Origin of the sequence: Streptomyces sp. VRA16 Mangrove soil (genome assembly GCF_017377775.1) — a bacterium.
Taxonomy (GTDB): Bacteria; Actinomycetota; Actinomycetes; order Streptomycetales; family Streptomycetaceae; genus Streptomyces.
Window position 1 is genome coordinate 83,081 of sequence record NZ_JAFVLN010000019.1, and the last position, 23,211, is coordinate 106,291.

At 70.2% G+C, this 23,211-nt stretch carries 19 protein-coding genes, 1 pseudogene and 1 riboswitch; of the genes and pseudogenes, 10 read left to right on the plus strand and 10 right to left on the minus strand.

Going from position 1 to position 23,211, the window contains the following annotated elements; translation table 11 throughout:
• Nucleotides 1-77: 77 nt before the first annotated feature.
• From J3486_RS36580 to J3486_RS36595, 4 genes are all read right to left on the minus strand, one after another.
• Nucleotides 78-1,799: a GAF domain-containing sensor histidine kinase gene (locus tag J3486_RS36580; RefSeq protein WP_207828121.1), complete on the minus strand. Its 1,722-nt coding sequence runs from the start codon at nucleotides 1,797-1,799 to the stop codon at nucleotides 78-80.
• Between the two features lie 66 nt (nucleotides 1,800-1,865).
• On the minus strand, nucleotides 1,866-5,372 hold the full coding sequence (gene cydD / locus J3486_RS36585) for a thiol reductant ABC exporter subunit CydD (protein ID WP_207828122.1): 3,507 nt from the start codon (nucleotides 5,370-5,372) through the stop codon (nucleotides 1,866-1,868).
• A gap of 41 nt (nucleotides 5,373-5,413) precedes the next feature.
• A complete protein-coding gene (cydB, locus tag J3486_RS36590) occupies nucleotides 5,414-6,418 on the minus strand; it encodes a cytochrome d ubiquinol oxidase subunit II (RefSeq protein ID WP_207828123.1) in 1,005 nt (334 codons plus the stop codon).
• A gap of 20 nt (nucleotides 6,419-6,438) precedes the next feature.
• On the minus strand, nucleotides 6,439-7,944 hold the full coding sequence (locus J3486_RS36595) for a cytochrome ubiquinol oxidase subunit I (protein WP_207828124.1): 1,506 nt from the start codon (nucleotides 7,942-7,944) through the stop codon (nucleotides 6,439-6,441).
• 265 nt (nucleotides 7,945-8,209) lie between these two features.
• Here J3486_RS36595 and J3486_RS36600 point away from each other — a divergent pair.
• Nucleotides 8,210-8,557, plus strand: a pseudogene (locus tag J3486_RS36600) (hypothetical protein); the annotation flags it as partial.
• A gap of 57 nt (nucleotides 8,558-8,614) precedes the next feature.
• On the opposite strand, the gene hisC reads toward J3486_RS36600, so the two are convergent.
• Nucleotides 8,615-9,694: a histidinol-phosphate transaminase gene (gene hisC, locus J3486_RS36605; RefSeq protein WP_207828125.1), complete on the minus strand. Its 1,080-nt coding sequence runs from the start codon at nucleotides 9,692-9,694 to the stop codon at nucleotides 8,615-8,617.
• Between the two features lie 377 nt (nucleotides 9,695-10,071).
• Between hisC and J3486_RS36610 the strand changes: the two genes are divergently transcribed.
• The 3 genes from J3486_RS36610 to J3486_RS36620 all read left to right on the plus strand — a co-directional run bounded on the left by J3486_RS36610 (nucleotide 10,072) and on the right by J3486_RS36620 (nucleotide 13,600).
• Nucleotides 10,072-11,184 (plus strand): LacI family DNA-binding transcriptional regulator, encoded by a 1,113-nt coding sequence (locus tag J3486_RS36610; protein ID WP_207828126.1) that lies wholly within the window; start codon nucleotides 10,072-10,074, stop codon nucleotides 11,182-11,184.
• 259 nt (nucleotides 11,185-11,443) lie between these two features.
• Complete coding sequence (locus tag J3486_RS36615) at nucleotides 11,444-12,532, plus strand: metallophosphoesterase (RefSeq protein WP_207828127.1); 1,089 nt, start codon at nucleotides 11,444-11,446, stop codon at nucleotides 12,530-12,532.
• A gap of 183 nt (nucleotides 12,533-12,715) precedes the next feature.
• Nucleotides 12,716-13,600, plus strand: a complete 885-nt coding sequence (locus tag J3486_RS36620) for a hypothetical protein (RefSeq protein ID WP_207828128.1) — start codon at nucleotides 12,716-12,718, stop codon at nucleotides 13,598-13,600.
• Between the two features lie 82 nt (nucleotides 13,601-13,682).
• On the opposite strand, the gene thiC is transcribed toward J3486_RS36620, so the two are convergent.
• Entirely contained in the window at nucleotides 13,683-15,476 is a 1,794-nt protein-coding gene (thiC, locus tag J3486_RS36625; RefSeq protein WP_229379184.1) for a phosphomethylpyrimidine synthase ThiC, read from the minus strand.
• Nucleotides 15,469-15,641, minus strand: a riboswitch (TPP riboswitch). (Overlaps the previous gene by 8 nt.)
• Nucleotides 15,642-15,711: 70 nt before the next feature.
• On the opposite strand from thiC, the gene J3486_RS36630 reads away from it, so the two are divergent.
• Nucleotides 15,712-17,076: a YibE/F family protein gene (locus tag J3486_RS36630; protein WP_207828129.1), complete on the plus strand. Its 1,365-nt coding sequence runs from the start codon at nucleotides 15,712-15,714 to the stop codon at nucleotides 17,074-17,076.
• Between the two features lie 80 nt (nucleotides 17,077-17,156).
• Here J3486_RS36630 and J3486_RS36635 read toward each other — a convergent pair whose 3' ends face one another.
• From J3486_RS36635 to J3486_RS36650, 4 genes are all read right to left on the minus strand, one after another.
• Nucleotides 17,157-17,624: an SsgA family sporulation/cell division regulator gene (locus tag J3486_RS36635; protein WP_207828130.1), complete on the minus strand. Its 468-nt coding sequence runs from the start codon at nucleotides 17,622-17,624 to the stop codon at nucleotides 17,157-17,159.
• A gap of 100 nt (nucleotides 17,625-17,724) precedes the next feature.
• Nucleotides 17,725-18,504, minus strand: a complete 780-nt coding sequence (locus J3486_RS36640) for an IclR family transcriptional regulator (protein ID WP_267878273.1) — start codon at nucleotides 18,502-18,504, stop codon at nucleotides 17,725-17,727.
• Between the two features lie 185 nt (nucleotides 18,505-18,689).
• On the minus strand, nucleotides 18,690-18,908 hold the full coding sequence (locus J3486_RS36645) for a DUF5326 family protein (RefSeq protein WP_207828131.1): 219 nt from the start codon (nucleotides 18,906-18,908) through the stop codon (nucleotides 18,690-18,692).
• Between the two features lie 166 nt (nucleotides 18,909-19,074).
• Entirely contained in the window at nucleotides 19,075-19,392 is a 318-nt protein-coding gene (locus J3486_RS36650; RefSeq protein ID WP_207828132.1) for a cupin domain-containing protein, read from the minus strand.
• A 91-nt stretch (nucleotides 19,393-19,483) separates the two neighbouring features.
• Between J3486_RS36650 and J3486_RS36655 the strand changes: the two genes are divergently transcribed.
• The 5 genes from J3486_RS36655 to J3486_RS36675 all read left to right on the plus strand — a co-directional run bounded on the left by J3486_RS36655 (nucleotide 19,484) and on the right by J3486_RS36675 (nucleotide 23,171).
• Nucleotides 19,484-19,861 (plus strand): phage holin family protein, encoded by a 378-nt coding sequence (locus J3486_RS36655; RefSeq protein WP_207828133.1) that lies wholly within the window; start codon nucleotides 19,484-19,486, stop codon nucleotides 19,859-19,861.
• A 9-nt stretch (nucleotides 19,862-19,870) separates the two neighbouring features.
• Nucleotides 19,871-20,371 carry a low molecular weight protein-tyrosine-phosphatase gene (locus J3486_RS36660; RefSeq protein ID WP_207828134.1) on the plus strand — a complete coding sequence of 167 codons (501 nt, stop codon included), beginning with the start codon at nucleotides 19,871-19,873 and terminating at the stop codon, nucleotides 20,369-20,371.
• A complete protein-coding gene (locus J3486_RS36665; RefSeq protein WP_207828135.1) occupies nucleotides 20,368-21,498 on the plus strand; it encodes a cystathionine gamma-lyase in 1,131 nt (376 codons plus the stop codon). Before J3486_RS36660 ends, J3486_RS36665 begins: the two co-directional genes overlap by 4 nt.
• Before the next feature lie 225 nt (nucleotides 21,499-21,723).
• On the plus strand, nucleotides 21,724-22,629 hold the full coding sequence (locus J3486_RS36670; protein ID WP_207828136.1) for a LysR family transcriptional regulator: 906 nt from the start codon (nucleotides 21,724-21,726) through the stop codon (nucleotides 22,627-22,629).
• Between the two features lie 59 nt (nucleotides 22,630-22,688).
• Nucleotides 22,689-23,171: an NUDIX domain-containing protein gene (locus J3486_RS36675; RefSeq protein WP_207828137.1), complete on the plus strand. Its 483-nt coding sequence runs from the start codon at nucleotides 22,689-22,691 to the stop codon at nucleotides 23,169-23,171.
• Nucleotides 23,172-23,211: the final 40 nt, after the last annotated feature.

A 23,211-nucleotide genomic window follows, 5' to 3' on the forward strand; every position in this document is an offset into this window, starting at 1 on the left:
CGCGCCGTCCCGCGTCCGGGGCGACGCTTGCCCCGGACGGCGCAGAAACGTACCGCCAAATCAGGGAACCCGGCGGGTCACAGCGGCGCCTGCCACACCACCGTGGTGCCGCCGCCCTCGTCCCCGATGCCCGGCCCGTACCAGCTGTCGCCGCCGAGCGACTCGGCCCGCCGCTTGAGGTTCTTCAGGCCGCTGCGCCGACCGCCCTCCGGGATGCCCACGCCGTCGTCGGCGACTGTCAGGCGCACCCCCTGCCGCCCGTCCGGCAGGATCACACCGGCGTCCACGACGACGTCGATACGGTCGGCCCGCGCGTGCCGGAACGCGTTCGACAGGGCCTCTCTGAGGGCCGCGATGAGGTTCTTGCCGGTGAGTTCGCCGACGACCGTGTCGACCGGCCCCAGGAAGCGGTGCGAGGGCTTGAAGCCCAGCGGCACGGCCGTCATGTTGATCTCCCGCAGCACGCGCGTGCGCAGCCCGGACGGCGCCTCGGCCGGACCCTGCTGGAGCGCGAAGATGGCGGTGCGGATCTCCTGGATGGTGGTGTCGAGTTCGTCGACGGACTTGCCGATCCCGGCCTGCACCTCGGGCACGACCGAGCGCCGCTGCGCCGTCTCCAGCATCATCCCGGTGGCGAACAGGCGCTGGATGACGAGGTCGTGCAGATCCCGCGCGATGCGGTCGCGGTCCTCGAAGACGGCCAGCCGTTCCCGGTCGCGCTGCGCCTCGGCCATCATCAGCGCGAGCGCGGCCTGCGCGGCGAACTGGCTGGCGAGCGTGCGCTCCGCCTCGCTGAACGGACGTGCGCCACGCGCGCGTGGCATCACCAGCGTCCCCAGGACGCGGCCGTCGCTCTGCAGGGGCAGCATCATCGCCGGACCGTAGTTGCGCCCGATGTCGGTCATCACGCGCGGGTCGGCGGCCGCGTCGTCGATGAACACGGCCTGTCCGTCGAGGAGTTCGGCGACGATCTCGCTCTCCGGCGGGACGATCGCGCCGAGCGCGGCGGACGGCCGGTCGGAGGCGACGGCGACGATCTCCATGCCGCCCTCGGCCGCGGGCAACAGCACGATCCCCGCTGCCGACTCGGACAGCTGGCGGGCCTGTTCGGCGACCACCTGCAGCGCGTCCTCGGCGTCGCCGCCGGAGAGCAGCGCGGTGGTCACGGCCACCGATCCGTCGATCCACCGCTCGCGCTGACGGGCCGCTTCGTAAAGACGCGCGTTGCCGATGGCGATGCCGGCCTCGGTGGCGAGCACCCGGACCATGTTCAGGTCGTAGTCGTTGAACTCGCCGCCGCCGCGCTTCTGCGTGAGGTACAGGTTGCCGAAGATATCTCCCTGGACGCGGATGGGGACGCCCAGGAACGTCCGCATCGGCGGGTGGTGCTCGGGGAAGCCGCACGAGCGCGGGTCGTCGGCGAGGTCCGCGAGGCGCACCGGCTCCGGGTCCTGGATGAGCGCACCGAGCAGCCCCTGGTGCCCGTCGGGGAGCCGCCCGATGCGCGCGGCGGTCTCCTCGTCGACGCCGAAGTAGACGAAGTCCGACAGCCCCTTGCCGTCCTCCGCGACGACGCCGATCGCCGCGTACCGGGCGTCGGCCAGCTCGGCGGCCGTCTCGCAGATCCGGTCCAGCGTGGAGTGCAGCTCCAGGCCGGTCCCCACGGACCGCATCGCTTCGAGGAGCTGCGGCACCCGCGCGGTCAGCTCGGTCGAGAGGCCCTGGAGGCTGCGCGTGGCCTGGGTGGCCGCCTCCATGGAGTGGGGGTCGGGCACGGCGGGGTCGGGAGGTGCTGCCATGACCTTGAGCCTAGTTAGTCCTATTTAGCGAGGAAAGTCGGCGTTCGCCGCGGGGACCAGCCTCGCTCACCGCCCGGCCCCCGCTCCGGCCGGCAGCTCCGCCTCGGCCTCCCGCTCCCGCATCCGCCGCAGCGGCCCGTCCACGGCGGCCAGCTCGGCGTAGCCGCCGCGCTGCACGACCCGGCCGCCGTCGAGCACGACGACCTCGTCCACGGCGTCCAGACCGGCGAGCCGGTGCGTGATCAGCACGGTCGTGCGGCCCCGGGTGGCGTCCAGCAGGTCCGCGGTGAGCGCGTCCGCGGTCTCCAGGTCCAGGTGCTCGGCGGGCTCGTCGAGCACGAGCACCGGGAAGTCGGCGAGCAGCGCACGGGCCAGCGCCAGCCGCTGCCGCTGCCCGCCGGACAGCCGCGCCGCGTGCTCGCCCACGAGAGTGTCGAGCCCCTCGGGCAGCGCGTCCGCCCACTCCAGCAGCCGTACGCGGTCCAGCGCGGCCCGAAGTTCGTGCTCGTCGGCATCCTTCTTGGCGAGCAGCAGGTTCTCGCGGACGGTGCTGTCGAAGAGGTGCGCGTCCTGGGCGCACAGCCCGACCAGGCGCCGTACGTCGTCGCCGTCCAGGGCGGCGGCGTCCGTGCCGCCGAGCGTGTACGTCCCGGAGTCCGCGTCGAGGAAGCGCAGCAGCACCTGCGCGAGCGTGGTCTTGCCCGAGCCGGACGGGCCGACGACGGCGACCCTGCGGCCCCGCGGGAGCGTCAGGTCGACGCCCGCGAGCGCGTCCCGCGCCTGGCCCTCGTGCCGGGCGACGAGATCGCGCACGACGACCGGGAAGGGGTCCTGCGGCGCCTGTGCGGGCCGCGCGGGCTCGCGTACGGGTTCGGGCGCGTCCAGGACCTCGTACACCCGCTCAGCGCTCTTGTGGACCCGCTGCCGGTACTGGACCGCCAGCGGCAGCCCGAGCACGGCCTCGAACGCGGCGAGCGGGGTGAGGACGACCACCGCCATGGCGACCCCGTCGAGCTCTCCGGCGCGTACGCCCTGGACGCCGACGAGCGCCGCGGCGGCCACGGTCAGGCCGGTGATCAGCGCGGTGAGGCCGTCGCCGAGCGCGGTCGCGGTGGCCGTCCGCGAGGCGATCCGGGTCAGCACGGAATCGGCCTCGCGCGCGTCCCGCGTCCGGTGCGGCAGAGCGCCGGCGACCGTCAGTTCCGCGGTTCCGGTGAGCAGTTCGGTCACCCGGGTCGCGAGCACCCCGCGCGCGGGAGCCAGCTTCCGCTCGGCGCGGCGGGCCACGGCGCCCGACAGGAGCGGCACACCGACCCCGGCGAGCAGCAGTCCGACGGCCAGCACGGCCCCGGCTGCGGGCAGCAGCCACGCGGTGAACGCCACGGAGCCCACGCCCACGAGAGCGGCCACCGAGGCGGGCAGCAGCCAGCGCAGCCAGTAGTCCTGGAGCACGTCCACGTCGGCGACGAGCCGGGACAGCAGGTCGCCGCGGCGCTTGGTGCGCAGTCCTGCGGGGGCAAGCCGCTCCAGGCGCCGGTAGACGGCGACCCGGGTGTCGGCCAGCATCCGCAGCACGGCGTCGTGCGACACGAGCCGCTCGGCGTACCGGAAACAGGCGCGGCCGATGCCGAACGCGCGCGTGGCCGTCACCGCGACCATCAGGTAGAGCACAGGAGGCTGCTGCGAGGCCCGCGAGATCAGCCAGCCCGAGGTCGCCATCAGGCCGACCGAGCTGCCGAGCGCGAGCGCGCCGAGCAGCAGCGCGAGGGCGAGCCGGGAGCGGCGCGGGCGGGCCGCGGCGCGCAGCCGGGCCAGCACGTGCCGTCCGCCCTCGGGCGCGTCCGCAGACGTCTCCCGGCCTGCCTCGGCGGTGCCCCGGGGCGCCGTGAGGCTCTCCGCGGCCACCGGGGCGAGGGCCTGACCCGTCCGCCCCGCGGCGACCGGCTCGGCGATCCGCACCACCCGGTCGGCGACCGCGAGCAGCGCCGGCCGGTGCACGACCAGGATCACGGTACGGCCCACGGCGAGCCGCCGCACCGCCTCGACGATGCCTGCCTCGGTCTCGCCGTCCAGGGCGGCCGTCGGCTCGTCGAGCAGCACCACGGGCCGGTCGGCGAGGAAAGCCCGCGCCAGCGCGAGCCGCTGCCGCTGTCCGGCCGAGAGCCCGGCCCCGTCCTCGCCCAGCTCGGTCGCCGCCCCTTCGGGGAGCGCGTCGACGAACTCCAGGGCGCCGGCCTCGCGCAGCGCGTCCCGCACCGCCATGTCGTCGGCGCCGGGCCGCGCGAGCCGTACGTTGTCCGCGATCGACCCGGCATACAGCTGCGGCCGCTGCGGAACCCACGCCACGCGCGCGTGCCACGCCTCCCGCGCCACCTCGCCGAGGTCGGAGCCGCCGACCAGGATCCGCCCGCTGCGCGGACGCACGAACCCCAACAGGGCGCTCAGGAGGGTCGACTTGCCCACCCCGCTGGGCCCGACGACGGCGACGGTCTCGCCCTGGGCGACGTCGAAGGAGACGTCGTGGACGGCGTCCTCGGTCCGCCCGTCGTAACGGACGGACACACGGTCGAAGGCGATGCCACCGGCCGCGGGCACCTCGCCCGTGCCGGACTCGGGCAGCGGGGTCTCCAGGACGGCGAAGATCTCCTCCGCCGCCGCGAGCCCCTCGGCCGCCGCGTGGTACTGCGCCCCGACCTGCCGCAGCGGCAGATACGCCTCGGGCGCGAGGACCAGGATCACCAGGCCCACGTAGAGGTCCATCTCGCCGTGCACGAGCCGCATGCCGATGGTGACGGCCACCAGGGCGACCGACAGGGTCGCCAGCAGTTCCAGGGCGAACGACGAGAGGAAGGCGATCCGCAGCGTGCGCAGGGTGGCCGCGCGGTACTCGCCGGTGATCTTGCGGATGGAGTCGGCCTGCGCCTTCGCGCGGCCGAACACCTTCAGGGTCGGCAGGCCCGCGACCACGTCCAGGAAGTGCCCGGACAGCCGCGAGAGCAGCCGCCACTGACGGTCCATCCGGGACTGGGTGGCCCAGCCGATGAGCATCATGAAGATCGGGATCAGGGGCAGCGTGCCGACGATGATCGCCGCCGACACCCAGTCCTCGGTGACGACGCGGGCGAGCACCGCCACCGGGACCACCACCGCGAGCCCCAACTGCGGCAGATAGCGCGAGAAGTAGTCGTCCAGCGCGTCCACGCCGCGCGTCGCGAGCGCCACCAGCGAACCGGTGCGCTGCCCGCTCAGCCAGCCGGGACCGAGCTGCGAGGCCCGCTCGATCAGCCGCCCCCGCAGCTCCGACTTGACCGCCGCGCTCGCCCGGTGCGCGGCCAGCTCGGTCAGCCAGGAGACGAGTCCCCGGCCGGCCGCGACGACCGCCAGCAGAACCAGCGGCGTGGTCAGTTCACCCACGTCGAAGCCGTGCTGGAAGGCGCCCACCACCACCTCGGCGACGAGCATCGCCTGAGCGATGACCAGGCCCGCCCCGGCGGCGCCGAGAACGACCACCGCGAGCAGGAAGAAGCGGGTGGCCCGGGCGTACCGGAGCAGACGCTGGTCGATCGGTTTCACGTGAAACACACCCTCACATCAGGCGGGTCGAGCCAGAGGACTCAGTGCGCGGCATCGGCGATGTTCTTGGTGCCGATGCGCTTGCGGAACACCCAGTAGGTCCACGACTGGTAGAGCAGCACGATCGGGGTCGCGATGCCGGCGCACCAGGTCATGATCTTCAGGGTGTACGGGCTGGAGGAGGCGTTGGTGACCGTCAGGCTCCAGTCCGGGTTGAGCGAGGACGGCATGACGTTCGGGAACAGCGTCAGGAAGAGCATCGCGACGGCCGCCGCGATCGTGACGCCGGACAGGGCGAACGCCCAGCCCTCGCGCCCGCGCTGGTTGGCCCCGATGGCACCGACCAGCGCGACCACGGCCACGATCATCGCTGCGAGCGAGCCGCCGTCGCCGTTGTCCACCTGGGTCCAGATCAGGAAGACGAGCGCGAGCACCGCGGTCACCAGGCCGAGGGTGAGCGCCAGCTTGCGCGCCCGCTCCCGGATGTCCCCCAGGGTCTTCAGCGCGGTGAACACCGCGCCGTGGAAGGTGAACAGGGTCAGGGTGACCAGGCCGCCCAGGATCGCGTACGGGTTGAGCAGATCCCAGAAGTTGCCCACGTACTCGAAGTTCTTGTCGATCTTCACGCCGCGCACGATGTTGCCGAAGGCCACACCCCACAGCAGCGCCGGGATCAACGAGGTCCAGAAGATGGCGTGTTCCCAGTTGGTCTGCCACTTCTCCTCGGGCCGCTTCGCCCGGTACTCGAAGGCCACACCGCGGACGATGAGGCAGACCAGGATGATCAGCAGCGGCAGGTAGAAGCCGGAGAACAGGGTCGCGTACCACTCGGGGAAGGCGGCGAAGGTCGCGCCGCCGGCGGTCAGCAGCCACACCTCGTTGCCGTCCCAGACCGGGCCGATCGTGTTGATCAGGACCCGCTTCTCGGTGCGGTCACGGGCCAGCAACTTGGTGAGGATGCCGACCCCGAAGTCGAAGCCCTCCAAGAAGAAGTACCCGGTCCACAGGACCGCGATGAGTACGAACCAGACGTCGTGAAGTTCCATGACTCGTCAGCTCCCTGGGCCTAGTAGGAGAAGGCCATCGGCTTGTCGGCGTCACGGTCCCCGCCGATCTTGGTGGGCGGGTTGAGATCGTCCTCGGTGAGCTCGGGCGGACCGGCCTTGATGTACTTGACCAGCAGCTTGACCTCGATGACGGCGAGCACCGCGTACAGCAGCGTGAAGACGGTCATCGACGTGATGACCTCGCCCTGCGAGACACCGGGGGAGACCGCGTCACGCGTCTGCAGGACGCCGTAGACGACCCACGGCTGGCGGCCCATCTCGGTGAAGATCCAGCCCCAGGAGTTGGCGATCAGCGGGAACCCGAGGGTCCACAGGGCCGCGAGCCAGTAGAGCTTGGTGAACTTCGGGCTGAGGGCCTTGTTCTTGAAGAGCACCAGGTTCGGCACTTCGTCCTCACCCACCCTCATGTGCTGCGGCAGCATGAACTTCTTGCGGGTGAGCCACAGCCCGAGGATGCCGAGCGCGAAGGACGCCATCCCGAAGCCGATCATCCAGCGGAACGCCCAGAAGGTGACGGGGATGATCGGGCGGTAGTCGCCGGGCCCGTACTTTTCCTGCTCGGCCTTGTTGGTGTCGTTGATGCCGGGGACGTACGAGTTGAAGTTGTCGTCGGCGAGGAAGGACAGTATCCCGGGGATGGAGAGCTCGACGGTGTTGTGCCCCTTGCTCACGTCCCCGTAGGCGAAGATCGAGAACGGCGCGGAGTTCTGGCCGTCCCACAGGGCCTCGGCGGCGGCCATCTTCATCGGCTGCTGCTTGAACATGACCTTGCCGAGCAGGTCACCGCTGACGGCGGTGAGCAGACCGGCGATGACGACGGTGACCAGGCCGAGCCGCAGCGAGGTCTTCATGGTGGCGATGTGCTTCTTGCGTGCCAGGTGGAAGGCGGCGATGCCGACCATGAACGCGCCGCCCGTGAGGAACGAGGCGGTGAGCGTGTGGAAGGCCTGCGTGAGCGCGGTGTTCTGCGTCAGCACGTGCCAGAAGTCGGTGAGCTCCGCGCGTCCGTTGGCCTTGTTGTACTTGTAGCCGACCGGGTGCTGCATCCAGGAGTTGGCCGCCAGGATGAAGTACGCGGACAGGACGGTGCCGATGGAGACCATCCAGATGCAGGCGAGGTGGAGCTTCTTCGGCAGCTTGTCCCAGCCGAAGATCCACAGCCCGATGAAGGTGGACTCGAAGAAGAACGCGATCAGCGCCTCGAAGGCCAGCGGCGCCCCGAAGATGTCACCGACGAAGCGGGAGTAGTCCGACCAGTTCATGCCGAACTGGAACTCCTGAACGATGCCGGTGACGACACCCATCGCGATATTGATCAGAAACAGCTTTCCCCAGAACTTCGTGGCTCTGAGGTACTTCTCCTTCTCCGTGCGCACCCAGGCGGTCTGCAGCCCGGCGACGAGCGCCGCGAGCGAGATCGTCAGGGGGACGAACAGGAAGTGGTAGACGGTCGTGATGCCGAACTGCCATCGCGCCAGGGTCTCCGGCGCCAGAGCCAGGTCCACTGCGTCTTCTCCTTACATCGCTGTGGTCACAGCGGCAGTTTGCCCCTTTAATCCCACAAATCCCGGGAGGAACCGGGACACGCTTGTGAACGCGTTCACATTCACAAGCATTATGTCGTACTGGTTGTCGGGATCCGAAGGGGGGTCCCCTTACTGCGAGGAACGCCACATCCCCCTGACCGCAAGGGGGTTCCGAGGGGATTCAACACATTGTTGAGCTCGCCGCCCGCGGCCGACGGCAGAACGGCCTCAGACCCGCATCCGCATCGTCTGGCCGGCCGGACATCTCACGGCGACGGTCGAGGACACTCCGACAACGCGCGCCCTGCTCACGACACTTCCGCTCGCCGCGACGGCGCGCATCCGGGGCGAGGAGGTCCACTTCGACGCGGGTTCGACACGGGCGTCGGCGTCCCGCGCGGGGACGGCGCCCGACAGGCGGTGGAACCCGGCACGGTGGGCTTCTGGACGGACGGCGACGCGCTCGCCCTCCCCTACGGCCTCCCCACCGACCTCGCGAGGCGACGCATGCCGCCTCGCGAGTCCGTGCGATCTGCTCGGCCGGCTCGACGGGAACCCGCGCACGCTCGGGACCGTGCGCGACGGCGGCCCGGTCCGCGTCGAGCCCGCTCCGGCCGGGCACCCGGGTCGCAGAGCCCGGAGCCCAGACCTAGAGCTCCTTGCGGAACGCCTCCGCCGTCTTCAGGAAGATGTCGTTGGCCTCGGTCTCGCCGATCGTGGCCCGCATCCCCTCGCCGGCGAACGGCCGCACGACCACGCCGGCCGCCTCACACGCAGCCGCGAAGTCCATCGTCTTCTCCCCGAGCCGCAGCCACACGAAGTTGGCCTGGGTCTCGGGGACGGTCCAGCCCTGCCCCCGCAGCGCATCGACGACCCGGGCGCGCTCGCCCACCAACGAGCCCACACGGCCCAGCAGTTCGTCCTCGGCGCGCAGCGAAGCGACGGCCGCGTCCTGCGCCAGCTGGCTGACGCCGAACGGCACGGCCGTCTTGCGCAGCGCGGCGGCCACCGGCTCATGGGCGACGGCGAACCCGACGCGCAGCCCCGCGAGCCCGTACGCCTTCGAGAAGGTCCGCAGCACCGCCACGTTCGGCCGGTCGCGGTAGATCTCCACGCCGTCCGGCACCTCGGCGTCGCGGATGAACTCGCGGTACGCCTCGTCGAGGACGACCAGGACGTCGGAGGGCACCCGGTCGAGGAACCGCTCCAGCTCGGCACGGCGCACCACGGTGCCGGTGGGGTTGTTGGGGTTGCAGACGAAGATCAGGCGCGTCCGGTCGGTGATGGCGTCGGCCATCGCGTCCAGGTCGTGCACCTCGCCGTCGGTCAGCGGCACCTTCACCGAGGTCGCCCCGCTGATCTGGGTGATGATCGGGTACGCCTCGAAGGACCGCCAGGCGTAGATGACCTCGTCGCCCGGTCCGCTGGTCGCCTGGAGCAGCTGCTGCGCGACACCGACCGAGCCGGTGCCCGTGGCCAGGTGCGTCAGCGGCACGCCGAACCGCTCGGACAGCTCGTTCATCAGGCCCGTGCAGGCCATGTCCGGGTAGCGGTTGAAGGTCCCGGCCGCGGCGATCGCCTGCTCCATGACCCCGGGCAGCGGGGGGTACGGGTTCTCGTTGGAGGACAGCTTGAACGCCGCCGGGCCCCCGGTGGCGGCCGGCTTGCCCGGCTTGTAGGTGGGAACCCCCTCCAGCTCCGCACGCAGCTTGGGGTACTTCTCGCTCACCGCAGTCCTCCTTGTGGCCACCGTTCCAATACTGCTCACCTTAAGAGGATTCGCCGCCCGCCCCAATGGGCCGGGCCCCACCGCCTCGCGGAGCCCCTCGAAGGCGTACGACGGAGGGGGAGCGCTCCCCGCCCTGGCGCGCGCCGGTGGCTCGCGCCGTGGCGCGCATCACCCGTGAAGGTGAGTTGAGACCTACTCGCAACATCGTCGACTTGGCAGGCTCATGCGTGCCGACAAGTGACGTATAAGAGTCTTGACCTTCAACTCCCCTGTATTCCATGGTCATTGACGGCTCGTCACCTTGCAGAAACGTGCCTGTCAACCCCGGCATATGCGCCCCCGCCATGCAGCCGCATGAGCCCTACTATCGGCTCGCCATGACAGCAGCAGGGAAGCACCAGGTGAGCCGGGCGGAGACGACCCGCAGAGGCACCCGGCCGGGCCGGGCAGGCATCAGAGACGTTGCCGCCGCTGCCGGGGTCTCGATCACGACTGTCTCCGATGCACTCAACGGCAAGGGCCGGCTCCCCGACGCCACCCGACGCCATGTCCGCGAGGTCGCCGACCGACTGGGCTATCGCCCGTCCGCGGCGGCCCGAACGCTCCGTACCGGCAAGTCAGGGCTGATCGGCCTGACTGTCACGACGTACGGGGATGAACCTTTCACCTTCACCGAATTCGCGTACTTCGCGGAGATGGCGAGGGCCGCCACATCGGCCGCACTCGCCCGCGGGTACGCCCTCGTCATCCTGCCCGCCACCTCACGCCACGACGTGTGGTCGAACGTCGCGCTCGACGGCACCGTCGTCATCGACCCCTCCGACCACGACCCGGTCGTCAGCGAGCTGGTCCGCCAGGGCCTGCCCGTCGTCTCGGACGGACGTCCCGCGGGCACCCTGCCCGTGACCGCCTGGGTCGACAACGACCACGAGGCCGCCGTGCTCGGCATCCTCGACCATCTCGCCGAGGCCGGCGCCCGCCGCATCGGCCTGCTCACGGGCACCACCACCGACACGTACACCCACCTCTCCACCTCCGCGTACCTGCGCTGGTGCGAGACGGTCGGGCAGGAACCGGTCTACGAGTCGTACCCCGCGCACGACCCGTGCGCGGGCGCCGTCGCCGCCGACCGGCTGCTCGCCCGGCCCGACCGCCCCGACGCCGTCTACGGTCTGTTCGACCCCAACGGCACGGACCTGCTCGCCGCCGCCCGTCGGTACGGCCTGCGCGTCCCGGACGACCTGCTGCTGGTGTGCTGCAGCGAGTCCAACGTCTACTCCAACACCGAGCCGCCCATCACGACGCTCTCGCTCAAACCGCGGCGCATCGGCACGGCCGTCGTCCAGCTGCTCATCGACGCCATCGAAGGGGTCGATTCGGACCAACCGGTCGAGCAGGTGATACCGACGGAACTGATCGTGCGGACCTCGTCGCAACGGCGTCCTTCCCGCACCACGGTCAGTCCGCCACGCTCCCCGAAGCAGAGCTGACCGCTTTCGCCGCCCCCGCTCCCGCGGGGGCGGCCCCGGAATCCTCGGAGATCCGTGGGGAGCCGGAGAGAAGTCGTCAAGGAAAAGTCCGCACCAATTCGGGAGAAATCCGTGGCGAACAGCCCCCCGTCACCGATTCACCACCCCTGGTGCATCACACAGCACGAGCCGCATTCCTATGATGGGCGCACGACACCGCGGGCCGCTGCGACCAGGCAGTCCGATCCGGTGCACAGGCGGCGCAATGGTGGAGGGGTCGATGACTCAGGGGGCCGGTCAGGGACCCGCAGCGCGCACGGAGACGCTGCGTGATTTCCGCGTTCCCGCGTACGTCCATGACGTACCGGCGAACGTGGTGCCGACCGAGCCCGCCCCCGGCCCGGAGAATCCCGACGCCTTCCCCGACGGGTACACGCCCACCGAGCGCGATCTGCCCGTCATCAACCGAGGTGACACGGTGCAGGTCCGGGTGCCGGAAGAGGCCGCTCAGCCCGCTCAGCCGGCGCCCCAGCCGACGGACGGACCCGGCCCGCTGTTCGTCGTCGGCGACGTGCACGGCTACCTCGACGAGCTGATCGCCGCCCTCCAGGAGAAGGGTCTGATCGACGCCGAGGGCAACTGGGCGGCGGGCACCGCGCGGCTGTGGTTCCTCGGCGACTTCACCGACCGCGGCCCGGACGGCATCGGCGTCATCGACCTCGTGATGCGGCTCTCGGCGGAGGCCGCCGCGGCGGGCGGCTACTGCAAGGCACTCATGGGCAACCACGAGCTGCTGCTGCTCGGCGCCAAGCGCTTCGCCGACACCCCCGTCAACTCGGGGGCGGGCACCGCCACCTTCCAGGCGGCCTGGCTGCTCAACGGCGGGCAGAAGTCCGACATGGACCGCCTCCAGGACGTGCATCTGCAGTGGATGTCCCGGCTCGACGCGATCGAGATCGAGGACGACCACCTGCTGATGCACTCCGACACCACCGCCTACCTCGACTACGGCGACTCGATCGAGGCGGTCAACGACACGATCCGCGAGACGCTCACGCGTAACGACGCGGACGAGTGCTGGGACCTGTTCCGCAAGTTCACCAAGCGGTTCGCCTTCCGGGACGAGGAGTCGGGCCCCGGCGCCGTGCGCGAGCTGCTCGACGCCTACGGCGGCAGCCGCGTGGTGCACGGCCACAGCCCGATCCCGTACCTCCTCGGTGAGGTCGGTGGCGAAGACGGCGACGGCGAGGACAGCGGTCCCGTCGTCGAGGGTCCGCACGTCTACGCGGGCGGTCTCGCCATCGCCATGGACGGCGGCGTGACCATGGCCGGAAAGCTGCTGGTCCAGCAACTGCCGATGGATATCTGAGAGTTGATCGGGCAGGCGCGGTAAGCGGAGGATCCGGCTGGCCACAAGGCCAATTTCCGGAAACCCCCTGTCACCGCGTGCCGTGACAGCTCTACCATCGGCTTATCCGTAGCAGGCTCCCCTCCGTTTCTGCCCGACGGCTCGTACCCATGCGAGCCACCAAGCCCTACGGAGCATCGGGGGATGCACATGAACAGCGCTCCGCATTTGCTGAACGAGGACCGCCCCGAGTTCGAGCGGATCCTCGATGAGGCGCTGCGTACCGCACCGAACCGGCCTGATCTCGCCGCAGTGGGCCAGCGGCTCAACCCCGAACAGCTGCGCACCATGGCGCTCAACGCGGCCGCACTGATCAGTGCGGCGGCAGCCAGCGAGTACCAGCACTACATATCGGTCCGCGAGGATCTGCGCACCGCCCCGCGGCCTCAGCCACTCCACGAAGGAGGCACCGCTTCCGGCACGACCTCGGAATCCAGCGGCGGCAGCCCGATGGGCTTCGCCGCGACCGTGAGTGAAGTCGCGGAGACGACAGGGCCCGGCATCGCCGCGGTCGCCGTCGTCCTCTTCCCGGTGCTCGCCGGGACGGCCGCCGCGATCTTTCTGCTGGTCGGCTACATCCTGAAGATGCTCAACCCGCCACCGGACTTCGCCGGCACCCTGCTGTCGACCGGCTGGATCTTCGGCGCGCTCACCGCGGCGGGCATCCTCGTCGCGGCGGTCTGCCTGCTCCTCGCGGCCCTGCGCAACGGGGCGACGTCACTCCAGGCCGACGCGCACGGCGAGTCCAACGAGGCGGTGGCACAGGCCAGGGAAGCCTGGACCAGGGCCCTGCTCGAGCGAGGCATCCTGCCGTTCCTGCGGGAGGCGCTCGCCGACCCGCCCTCGGCAGGGGGCGGCGCGCTCGGCGGCCGCCCCGGCTCCGTCGGCCGGATGCCCCAGCTCGGCTACAACAGGCCGGGGTTCAGCAGCCCGGACGGCGGCGGAACCGCCACCGGGCAGCGCGCCGGCTTCTCCAGCCCGGACTTCTCGAGCCCGGACTTCGGCGGCCCCGAGCACCAGCCGGACTGACCTCCGGCGGAGCACGGGGCCATGACCTCGGCTCGGGGCACTGTGCACCAGCCCCGAGCCCGTCGTCGTGCGCGCGTACGCGTCAGTCGGCGATCGGCAGATAGACGCGGTTGCCGGCCTGCGCGAACTCCTTCGACTTCTGCTCCATGCCCGCCTCGATCTCGGACCGCTCCGACAGCGCCGTGCCGTGTTCGCGGCGGATGTCTTGCGAGATCTTCATCGAGCAGAACTTCGGACCGCACATCGAGCAGAAGTGCGCGGTCTTCGCGGGCTCCGCCGGCAGCGTCTCGTCGTGGAACTCCCGTGCCGTGTCCGGGTCCAGGGCCAGGTTGAACTGGTCCTCCCAGCGGAACTCGAAGCGGGCGTCGCTCAGCGCGTCGTCCCACTCCTGTGCGCCCGGGTGCCCCTTGGCGAGGTCCGCCGCGTGCGCCGCGATCTTGTACGTGATGACGCCGGTCTTCACGTCGTCCCTGTTCGGCAGGCCCAGGTGCTCCTTGGGCGTGACGTAGCAGAGCATCGCCGTGCCCCACCAGGCGATCATCGCGGCGCCGATCCCGGACGTGATGTGGTCGTAGGCCGGGGCGACATCGGTGGTCAGCGGGCCGAGCGTGTAGAACGGCGCCTCCTCGCAGATCTCCTGCTGGAAGTCGATGTTCTCCTTGATCTTGTGCATCGGGACGTGGCCCGGGCCCTCGATCATCGTCTGCACGTTGTGCCGCTTGGCGATCGAGTTGAGCTCGCCGAGCGTACGCAGCTCCGCGAATTGGGCCTCGTCGTTGGCGTCCGCGATGGAGCCGGGACGCAGACCGTCGCCGAGCGAGTACGTGACGTCGTACGCCGCGAGGATCTCGCAGAGCTCCTCGAAGTTCTCGTAGAGGAAGCTCTCCTTGTGGTGCGCGAGGCACCACGCGGCCATGATCGAGCCGCCGCGCGAGACGATGCCGGTCTTGCGGTTGGCGGTCAGCGGGACGTACGGGAGGCGGACGCCGGCGTGGACCGTCATGTAGTCCACGCCCTGCTCGGCCTGCTCGATGACGGTGTCCTTGTAGATCTCCCAGGTCAGTTCCTCGGCCCTGCCGTCGACCTTTTCGAGGGCCTGGTAGAGCGGCACGGTGCCGATCGGGACGGGGGAGTTGCGCAGCACCCACTCGCGGGTGGTGTGGATGTTGCGGCCGGTGGAGAGGTCCATGACGGTGTCGGCGCCCCAGCGGGTCGCCCACGTCATCTTCTCCACCTCTTCCTCGATGGACGAAGTGACCGCGGAATTGCCGATGTTGGCGTTGACCTTCACCAGGAACCGCTTGCCGATGATCATCGGCTCGATCTCCGGGTGGTTGACGTTGGCCGGCAGGACCGCGCGTCCGGCCGCGATCTCGTCGCGGACGACCTCGGGCGCGACGTTCTCCCGGATGGCCACGTACTCCATCTCCGGGGTGATCTCGCCCCGTCGCGCGTACGCGAGTTGGGTCACGGCCTGGCCATCACGGCCGCGCCGCGGCTGGCGCGGGCGGCCCGGGAAGACCGCGTCCAGGTTGCGCAGTCCGCCGCGCGGCGAGGTGTGCTTGATGCCGTCGTCCTCGGGGCGGACGGGGCGTCCCACGTACTCCTCGGTGTCCCCGCGGGCGATGATCCAGTTCTCCCGGAGGGGTGCGAGTCCCCGGCGGACATCGGTGTCGACGGTCGGATCGGTGTACGGGCCCGAGGTGTCGTAGAGCGTCACCGACTGCCCGTTGGTGAGATGCACCTGGCGGACCGGCACCCGGAGGTCGGGGCGCGAGCCCTCGACGTATCCCTTGTGCCAGCCGATGGACTTCCCGGCCTCGTTCGGGCTCTCGCCCTGGCTGGAGGCAGGCGTGCGTGCGTCCGTTGTGGTCATGAGACCTACTCCCTACGCCGGCATTACCCGGTAACAGGTTCGGCGGTCGACGCAGCGTTGTTCGTTCCCCAGCACGCCACGTTTCACGGTTTCACGTGAAACGTGTGCTGGGACGAAGGTCAGCGCCCTCTCAGCCCGGTGCTCCGAGCTCCCGCGTTTGCAAAGTGCCTCCACGCTAGCGTCATGTCGGACGCGTTGAACAGAGGGCCCCCTTCGTTCTTGCGATGATCGGGCGGTGACCAGCACCCAGCAGCCCCCGCCTCCGCCGTCCCGACCGCCTCATGGACACGGGCCGTCCGACGCCGGGCACGGCCACTCCCACAGCCACAGCCACGGCCCGGCCGCGCCCGTCTCGAAGCACCTGCGCAAGGTGATCGCGGCGGTGCTGATTCCCTTCTCGGTGGCGGTGGTTGTGGGCCTCGCGGTGCTGTGGCCGGGCGGCGCCCCGCCGCACCAGCGCACCGGCGTCGGCTTCGACCGCCAGACGCAGCAGGCCACCGTGACCAAGGTCGAGAAGGTCCCCTGCTCGTCCGTGAACGCGTCGGGACAGACGCCGACCGGTGACACGTCCACGGCCAAGGGCTCAGCGGCTCAGCAACAGGCCGCCGGCACCTGCGAGAACGCCACGATCCGCGTCGACACGGGCCAGGACAAGGGCCGTACGTTCACGGAGGTCGTCCAGCCGGACTCACCACGGCAGTTGCACGAGGGCCAGAAGGTGATCGTCGCCTACGCGCCGGACGCCCCGGAGAATCTCCAGTACTCGGTCACCGATGTGAACCGGAAGATCCCGATCGCGATCCTGGCCGGCATCTTCGCCCTGGCCGTGGTGCTGGTGGGACGCCTGCGCGGGGTCATGGCGCTGGTCGCCCTCGCGGTCAGTTTCCTGATCCTGACCTTCTTCATCCTGCCCGCGATCCTCCAGGGCTCGAATCCCCTGGTGGTGGCGGTCATCGGGGCGAGCGCCATCATGCTGATCGCGCTCTACATGTGCCACGGGCTGACGGCACGCACCTCCGTCGCCGTGCTCGGCACCCTCGTGTCGCTGCTGCTGATCGGCCTGTTGGGCTCGCTGTTCATCGGCTGGGCCGCCCTGACGGGCAACACGGACGACAACACCGGCCTGATCCACGGCCTGTACCCGGACATCGACATGAGCGGCCTGCTCCTCGCGGGCGTCATCATCGGCTCGCTCGGTGTCCTCGACGACGTGACAGTGACCCAGACGTCGGCGGTCTGGGAGCTGCACGAGGCCAATCCGTCGATGGGCTGGCGCGGGCTGTACCGCGCGGCCATCCGGATCGGCCGCGACCACATCGCGTCCGTCGTCAACACCCTGGTGCTGGCGTACGCGGGCGCGGCGCTGCCGCTGTTGCTGCTCTTCTCGATCGCTCAGAGCAGCGTGATGGACGTGGCCAACAGCGAGCTGGTGGCCGAGGAGATCGTCCGCACGCTGGTCGGCTCGATCGGTCTGGTCGCCTCCGTGCCGGTGACGACCGCGCTGGCGGCCCTGGTGGTCTCCGCCGACCGCTCGGAGGCCGGGGCGCCCGCCCTGGCCGCTCCTGGACGCGGCGGCAGGGGCCGTAGGCGCAAGACGTGAACGCGGGGGCCGGGCGGTACTGCTCGGGTGCACCGCACTGCTGAAGCGTTACGTCGATGCCGGACCGGGCTGCTGGGGAGTCAGCCGGCGCTCTGCTCCTCGGCGAGGATCCGGTCCAGCGCCTCGTCGAGGTCGGCCTCGAAGTCGGCGAGGGCCTGCTCCTGGCCGAGCGGGACGAGCTTGTCGGTGCGGTCGAGGAACGCGATGATCGGCGCGACCCCGGCCCGGAACAGCGCCTGATCGCTGCCGACCTGGAGCCTGATGTGCACCTCGCCCGGCATCTCGCCGGTGCCCCCGCCTCCGGCCCGCTCCACGGGGGAGACCCGTACATCGCCGTCGCCCGCCGCCCCGTTGACCCCGTCGACGAGGAGTTCCCGGCCGAACGCCCAGGTCACGGGTGCGTCTCCGGGAAGATGGAAGGTCAGCCGCACCGCGTACGGATCGGTGGATTCGTACCGGAGCTCCACCGGAATGCGGAACGAGAGCTCCTCGGAGACGAGAAAGCTCATCATGACCTCTGCCTGAACTGCTTGTACCGACTCGCGCATCGCCTACCCCGTCAACTTGCCGTCGATTGGCCAGGAATGACCTTCCTGACGCTGCTGGCATCTTGCTCAACGTACACAGGGGATCACAAGGAGTGAGTTTTCAGATGCTGATAGAGAAGGCGAGTGTCCCTACGAGCTTTCCGATCTCTCTCTGCAACTGGCGTGTGGCGGGAAGCAGTTTCTCGGTCTGGTGGGAAGGCACAGAAATGGCCAAAGTGGCGGCGGTGGATCCGACGGTGATCGGGAACGCGGCGCAGGCCGTGCCGAGCGCGTACTCCTGCCGCTCCATGACGGGTTCCATGCGCCCCAGGGTGCCCAGTTTGCGCAGGAGGGAGCGGTCGTCGCGGACCGAGTACGGGGTGATGGACCGCGCGGGATAGCGGTCGAGGTGGTCGAGGCGGGCCTCTTCGTCGAGCTGTGAGAGCAGACACTGGCCGATGGCGTGGGCATGGCCGGTCTCCCGGAAGTCGGCCCACTCCTCGACGGCGGGGTTGCCCGGGGTGTCGGCGACGGCCACCACCTCGATCTCGCCGTCGCGATAGACCGAGAAGTAGACCGGGACCCCGAGGGTGTCGCGCCAGTGCTCGATCGCCTCAGTGATCATGCTGCGACGTTTCTGCTGCGCTCCGCTGCTGCTCAACCGCTCAGCCGCGTCACCGAACACGAAGACGCCCTTCTCCTTGCGGAGATATCCCTCGTGGGTGAGCGTGCGCAGCAGGTGGTACGCCGTGGGGAGGGCGAGGCCGGCCTCCCTGGCGAGCTGCTTGGCGGGAGCCCCTTCTTCATGCGAGGCGACCGCTTCCAGCAGACGCATGGCCCGTTGGACCGAGCCGATGAGCGTCGTCTGCGAGGTGGCGGGTGCGGGGTCAGCCGTGGCCAAGGTTCACTCCCGGTGCACGTGGGGTCCCCCCGCGCACCCGGGGCTCACGGGGGCAAAGCCGTCGGATTCTGGACTTTAACCCTTGGCCACCGCTTGGTGCGGTCCCGGAACCGAAACTTCCCCCGGTCGTGCGAACCGTCTCACGGAACAACCACCGCATCCCGCACGGGATTTCGTGCGCAAGATCACCAGTCGCTGCCGCGCGAGGACGAGGACCCCGCCATGAACCGGCGGACCAGGTAGATGAGTCCACCGACCAGCGCGGCGAACACCAGCACCTTGAAGAGCAGCCAGACCACGAAGCCGACGACGCTGGCGATCAGCCCGCCGAACACGACGAGGGCGATGACCGGCACCGCGACCCACTTCACCCACCACGGCATGCCCGCGAATATCTCTCGCATCGCCATCGCTCCTTCTTCTTGTCCCGCTGCGGGACTCCTCCGATGTCCCCTGTCGGGAACCTGCTGTCTTCCTGTCTTGAATGCTGGCACGCCGCGGGCCGGAACGGGCCCCCCGGAGCCCTTGTCCTCCCCTGACCCGACCCTTAGGGAGTCTCCGGGTCCGGGGTCAGCTCTCCGGCGGAGAGAAGACGACCAGGACCCTCAGGTCCTCGCTGATGTGGTGGAACTTGTGGGCGACGCCGGCCGGGACGTAGACCACGCTGCCCCTTCCCACCTGCGTGGTCTCCATGCCGACAGTGATCGAGGCCCGGCCGCTGACCACGAGGTAGACCTCGTCCTGCCGGTGCGGCTGCTGGGAGTCGTGCTCCCCCGCGTCCAGCGCGTACAGCCCGACCGACATGTTCCGCTCGCGCAGGAACTGCAGATACGCGCCGTCGTTGGCGACCCGCTCCGCCTCCAGTTCGTCCAGCCGGAATGCCTTCATCGCCCTCGTAGCCCTCGCCGTCACGCTCGTCGTCGGTCCGCACCGGTCGTCGCCCGTCGCGCCACCGGTCCCGTCTGCCACGATCAGACACATGAAGAATTTCGTAGTCAAGACGATCGCCAACGCGGGCGCCCTGGCCGTCGCGGTCTGGGTGCTCGACAAGATCACCCTGACCGGCGACAGCACGCCCAAGAAGGTCGGCACGCTGCTGCTGGTCGCGCTCATCTTCGGCCTGGTCAACTTCATCGTGAAGCCGATCGTGAAGGTGCTGACGTTCCCGCTCTTCCTCCTCACGCTCGGCCTGATCACGCTGATCGTGAACGCCCTGATGCTGCTGCTGACCTCGTGGCTGGCCGGCCGGCTCGACCTGGCCTTCCACGTCGACGGCCTGTGGACCGCGATCCTCGGCGGCCTGATCATCTCGGTGGTCTCCTGGGCGCTGCACATCGTGCTGCCCGACGAGGACTGAGCCGCCGCCATGACCGCACCGTTCCGCGTCTGTTTCGTCTGCACCGGCAACATCTGCCGCTCGCCCATGGCCGAGCACGTCTTCCGTTCGTACGTCGAGGAGGCGGGGCTCGACGGCCTCGTCGAGGTCGACAGCGCGGGCACCGATGGCTGGCACGAGGGCGACGGCGCCGACCCGCGCACCGTGCGGGTCCTGGAGGAGGGCGGCTACACCGGCGAGCACACGGCCCGTCAGTTCCGCCGCGACTGGTTCGACCGGCTCGACCTGGTGATCGCCCTCGACGCCGGCCATCTGCGCACCCTGCGCCGGATCGCCCCGACCCCGCAGGACGCCGAGAAGGTACGGCTGTTGCGCTCCTACGATCCCGCGGCCGACCCTGACGACATGGACGTCCCCGACCCGTACTACGGCGACATGGACGGCTTCGAGGAGTGTCTGAAGATGGTCGAGGCGGCGGGCGACGGCCTCCTCGACGCCGTGCGCGAGGCAGTGGAGGGCAGAGCCGCATGACGGAGCCGGGAAGCGTGGGAGACGGGACACGGGCGGTACGGGCGGGACTGCCCGATGCGGTCAAGAACGAACCCACCCTTCCCGGGCCGGTGTTCGCCGCACACTTCCACCTCCCGGGCGATGTGTCGGGGCCCTACAGGTACGGGCGGGACGAGAACCCGACCTGGACCCATCTGGAGCGCGCCGTCGCCGAGCTGGAGGCGCCGGGTCGCTCCGACGTCTCCTGTCTGGCGTTCGCCTCGGGGATGGCCGCGATCTCCGCGGTGCTCTTCTCGCAGCTGCGCGCGGGCGACGCGGTGGTGCTGCCGTCCGACGGCTACCAGGTCTTCCCGCTGGTGCGCGAACAGCTCACGGCGTACGGCATCGAGGTGCGCACCGCGCCGACCGCCGGTGGCGCCCAGCTGGACGTCCTGGACGGGGCGCGGCTGCTGTGGCTGGAGACTCCGTCCAACCCCGGGCTCGACGTGTGCGACATCCGCGGGCTCGTCGACGCCGCCCACGCGCGCGGGGCGCTGGTCGCCGTCGACAACACCCTCGCCACCCCGCTCGGGCAGCGCCCGCTCGCACTCGGCGCGGACTTCTCGGTGGCCAGCGCCACCAAGCAGCTCACCGGCCACGGGGATCTGCTTCTCGGCTACGTGGCCTGTGCGGACGCCGCCCTGATGGCGCCGGTGCGGGGCTGGCGCAAGATCGTCGGGGCGATCCCGGGGCCGATGGAGACCTGGCTCGCCCACCGGTCGCTGGCCACCCTCGAACTGCGGGTGGCGCGGCAGAGCGCCAACGCGCTGGCGGTGGCCGAGGCGCTGCGCGGACACGTCACCGGCCTGCGGCACCCGGGGCTGCCCGACGACCCGTCGCATGCCGTCGCCGCCCGCCAGATGCGCCACTTCGGCTGCGTCGTCTCCTTCGAACTTCCCTCACGCGCGCGGGCCGAGCGTTTCCTGGACGCCCTGTCACTGGTCGACGACGCGACGAGCTTCGGCGGCGTACGGTCGACCGCCGAGCGGCGCGGGCGCTGGGGCGGCGACGCCGTCCCGGACGGGTTCATCCGTTTCTCCGCGGGCATCGAGAACACCGAGGACCTGGTGACGGATGTGCTCCGTGCGCTGAAGGAGGCCACGGACTGATCCGTTCCCCGGTGATTTCACGTGCCATCTAGTACCGGGCTACGTACAACGGACGGTCCGAGCCTCCCCCCTCGTGGCTCGGACCGTCCTCGGTTCTGCGCGCGAAGAACCGCGCAAACAAGGCTAGTTGACTCTGTGTCAGTGTCCAATCACGGTAGCGACAGAGACCTATCGACTTATTTATAGTTGGGCGCGAACCGGGGGCCGGGAGGGAGGGGCACCGCCATGGACATCGCCCTGCTGCGCACCTTTGTGACGGTCCATCGGGCCGGTTCCTTCACGCGCGCCGCAGCCCTGCTGGGGCTGTCGCAGCCGGCGGTGACCTCCCAGATCCGCACGCTGGAGCGGCAGTTGGGGCGTCCGTTGTTCCTGCGTCAGGCGCGCGGCGTGACACCGACGAGCATCGGCGACGAGCTGGCGCACAAGGCGGCCCCGCACCTCGACGCCCTCGTGGAGATCACCGAGACCGGGCTCGACGAGGAGTCCGCCGTCCGCACACTGCACCTCGCGGGCCCGCCCGAGTTCACCGCCGAGCGCGCCCTGCCCGCTCTCACCGCACTGACCAGGGACGACGGCCAGAGCGTCACCCTGCGAGCCTCTTTCGGCACCGCGGAGGAGACCTTGGAGGGGCTCGGCGCCGGACATCATGATCTGGCCATCACGACGGCCCGTCCGCGGGGCCCGCTGCTCACGGCGACTCCGCTCTGCGACGAGGAGCACGTCCTGGTCGCCGCGCCACGCTGGGCCGCCCGGATCGGCTCCGGAAAGCTGCACCGCGACGCGGCGCCCTCGCTGGAGAAGTTCCCGGTGGTCGAGGTGCACGAATCGCTGCCCCTCGTCACGCGGTACTGGGCCGGGGTCTTCGATGCCCGACCCGTCGTCACCGGCACGGTCGTCGTGCCCGATCTACGGGCGGTGCTGGCCTGTGTGATCGCGGGCGCGGGGCTCGCCGTTCTGCCGCGCTATCTGTGCGATCCGGCCCTGGAGAGCGGCGAGATCGTCGCCCTGCTGGATCCGCCGGTGCCACCGCTGCGCACCTACTTCCTCGTCGTGCGGACCGGCACACTCGCCCTGCCGCACATCGCGCGGGCGCACGAGTGGTTGCTGCGCGCTGCCGTCGACTGGTCGTGAGGGGGAGCGCACGCGGTGCGGAATGTTTCACGTGGAACCAGTCGGGCCACATTTCTCCCATGACCGTCCGACCCGTGGTCAAGCGCACCGCACGCGCCGTTCTGCTGGATGGCGACGACCTGATTCTGATCAAGCGGACCAAGCCCGGCATCGATCCGTACTGGCTGACTCCCGGTGGCGGAGTGGAGCCGGAGGACACGACCGTCGTGGACGCCCTGCACCGTGAGGTGCACGAGGAACTCGGCGCCAAGATCACCGATGTGGTGCCCTGCTTCGTGGACACCGTCGAGCACATCGGCGAGGACGGTGGCGCCACCGGCGTGAAGGTCCAGCACTTCTTCGTCTGCCGCCTGGAGTCCATGGACCTCGGCCAGCGACACGGTCCCGAGATCGACGAGCCCTGCGGCGAGTACGAGGTCGTACGGGTGCCCTTCACCCGCGTCGGCATCGCCTCGGTCCACCTGGTGCCGCTCTCGCTGCGCCACTACCTGGACGGCAACATCGAGGGCGTACGGGCGATGCACGCGCCCGATCTGGGCTGAGACCCCGCGCCCGGCTCTTCGCTGTCCGTGCTGCCGGTGC

What these genes read in the sequence shown, in the direction of transcription:
- J3486_RS36580 (WP_207828121.1), bottom strand. Translation starts at nt 1,799, where the DNA reads ATGGCAGCACCTCCCGACCCCGCCGTGCCCGACCCCCACTCCATGGAG.
- cydB (WP_207828123.1), bottom strand. Translation starts at nt 6,418, where the DNA reads ATGGAACTTCACGACGTCTGGTTCGTACTCATCGCGGTCCTGTGGACC.
- J3486_RS36610 (WP_207828126.1), top strand. Translation starts at nt 10,072, where the DNA reads ATGACAGCAGCAGGGAAGCACCAGGTGAGCCGGGCGGAGACGACCCGC.
- J3486_RS36615 (WP_207828127.1), top strand. Translation starts at nt 11,444, where the DNA reads ATGACTCAGGGGGCCGGTCAGGGACCCGCAGCGCGCACGGAGACGCTG.
- J3486_RS36620 (WP_207828128.1), top strand. Translation starts at nt 12,716, where the DNA reads ATGCACATGAACAGCGCTCCGCATTTGCTGAACGAGGACCGCCCCGAG.
- thiC (WP_229379184.1), bottom strand. Translation starts at nt 15,476, where the DNA reads ATGACCACAACGGACGCACGCACGCCTGCCTCCAGCCAGGGCGAGAGC.
- J3486_RS36635 (WP_207828130.1), bottom strand. Translation starts at nt 17,624, where the DNA reads ATGCGCGAGTCGGTACAAGCAGTTCAGGCAGAGGTCATGATGAGCTTT.
- J3486_RS36645 (WP_207828131.1), bottom strand. Translation starts at nt 18,908, where the DNA reads ATGCGAGAGATATTCGCGGGCATGCCGTGGTGGGTGAAGTGGGTCGCG.
- J3486_RS36650 (WP_207828132.1), bottom strand. Translation starts at nt 19,392, where the DNA reads ATGAAGGCATTCCGGCTGGACGAACTGGAGGCGGAGCGGGTCGCCAAC.
- J3486_RS36655 (WP_207828133.1), top strand. Translation starts at nt 19,484, where the DNA reads ATGAAGAATTTCGTAGTCAAGACGATCGCCAACGCGGGCGCCCTGGCC.
- J3486_RS36660 (WP_207828134.1), top strand. Translation starts at nt 19,871, where the DNA reads ATGACCGCACCGTTCCGCGTCTGTTTCGTCTGCACCGGCAACATCTGC.
- J3486_RS36665 (WP_207828135.1), top strand. Translation starts at nt 20,368, where the DNA reads ATGACGGAGCCGGGAAGCGTGGGAGACGGGACACGGGCGGTACGGGCG.
- J3486_RS36670 (WP_207828136.1), top strand. Translation starts at nt 21,724, where the DNA reads ATGGACATCGCCCTGCTGCGCACCTTTGTGACGGTCCATCGGGCCGGT.
- J3486_RS36675 (WP_207828137.1), top strand. Translation starts at nt 22,689, where the DNA reads ATGACCGTCCGACCCGTGGTCAAGCGCACCGCACGCGCCGTTCTGCTG.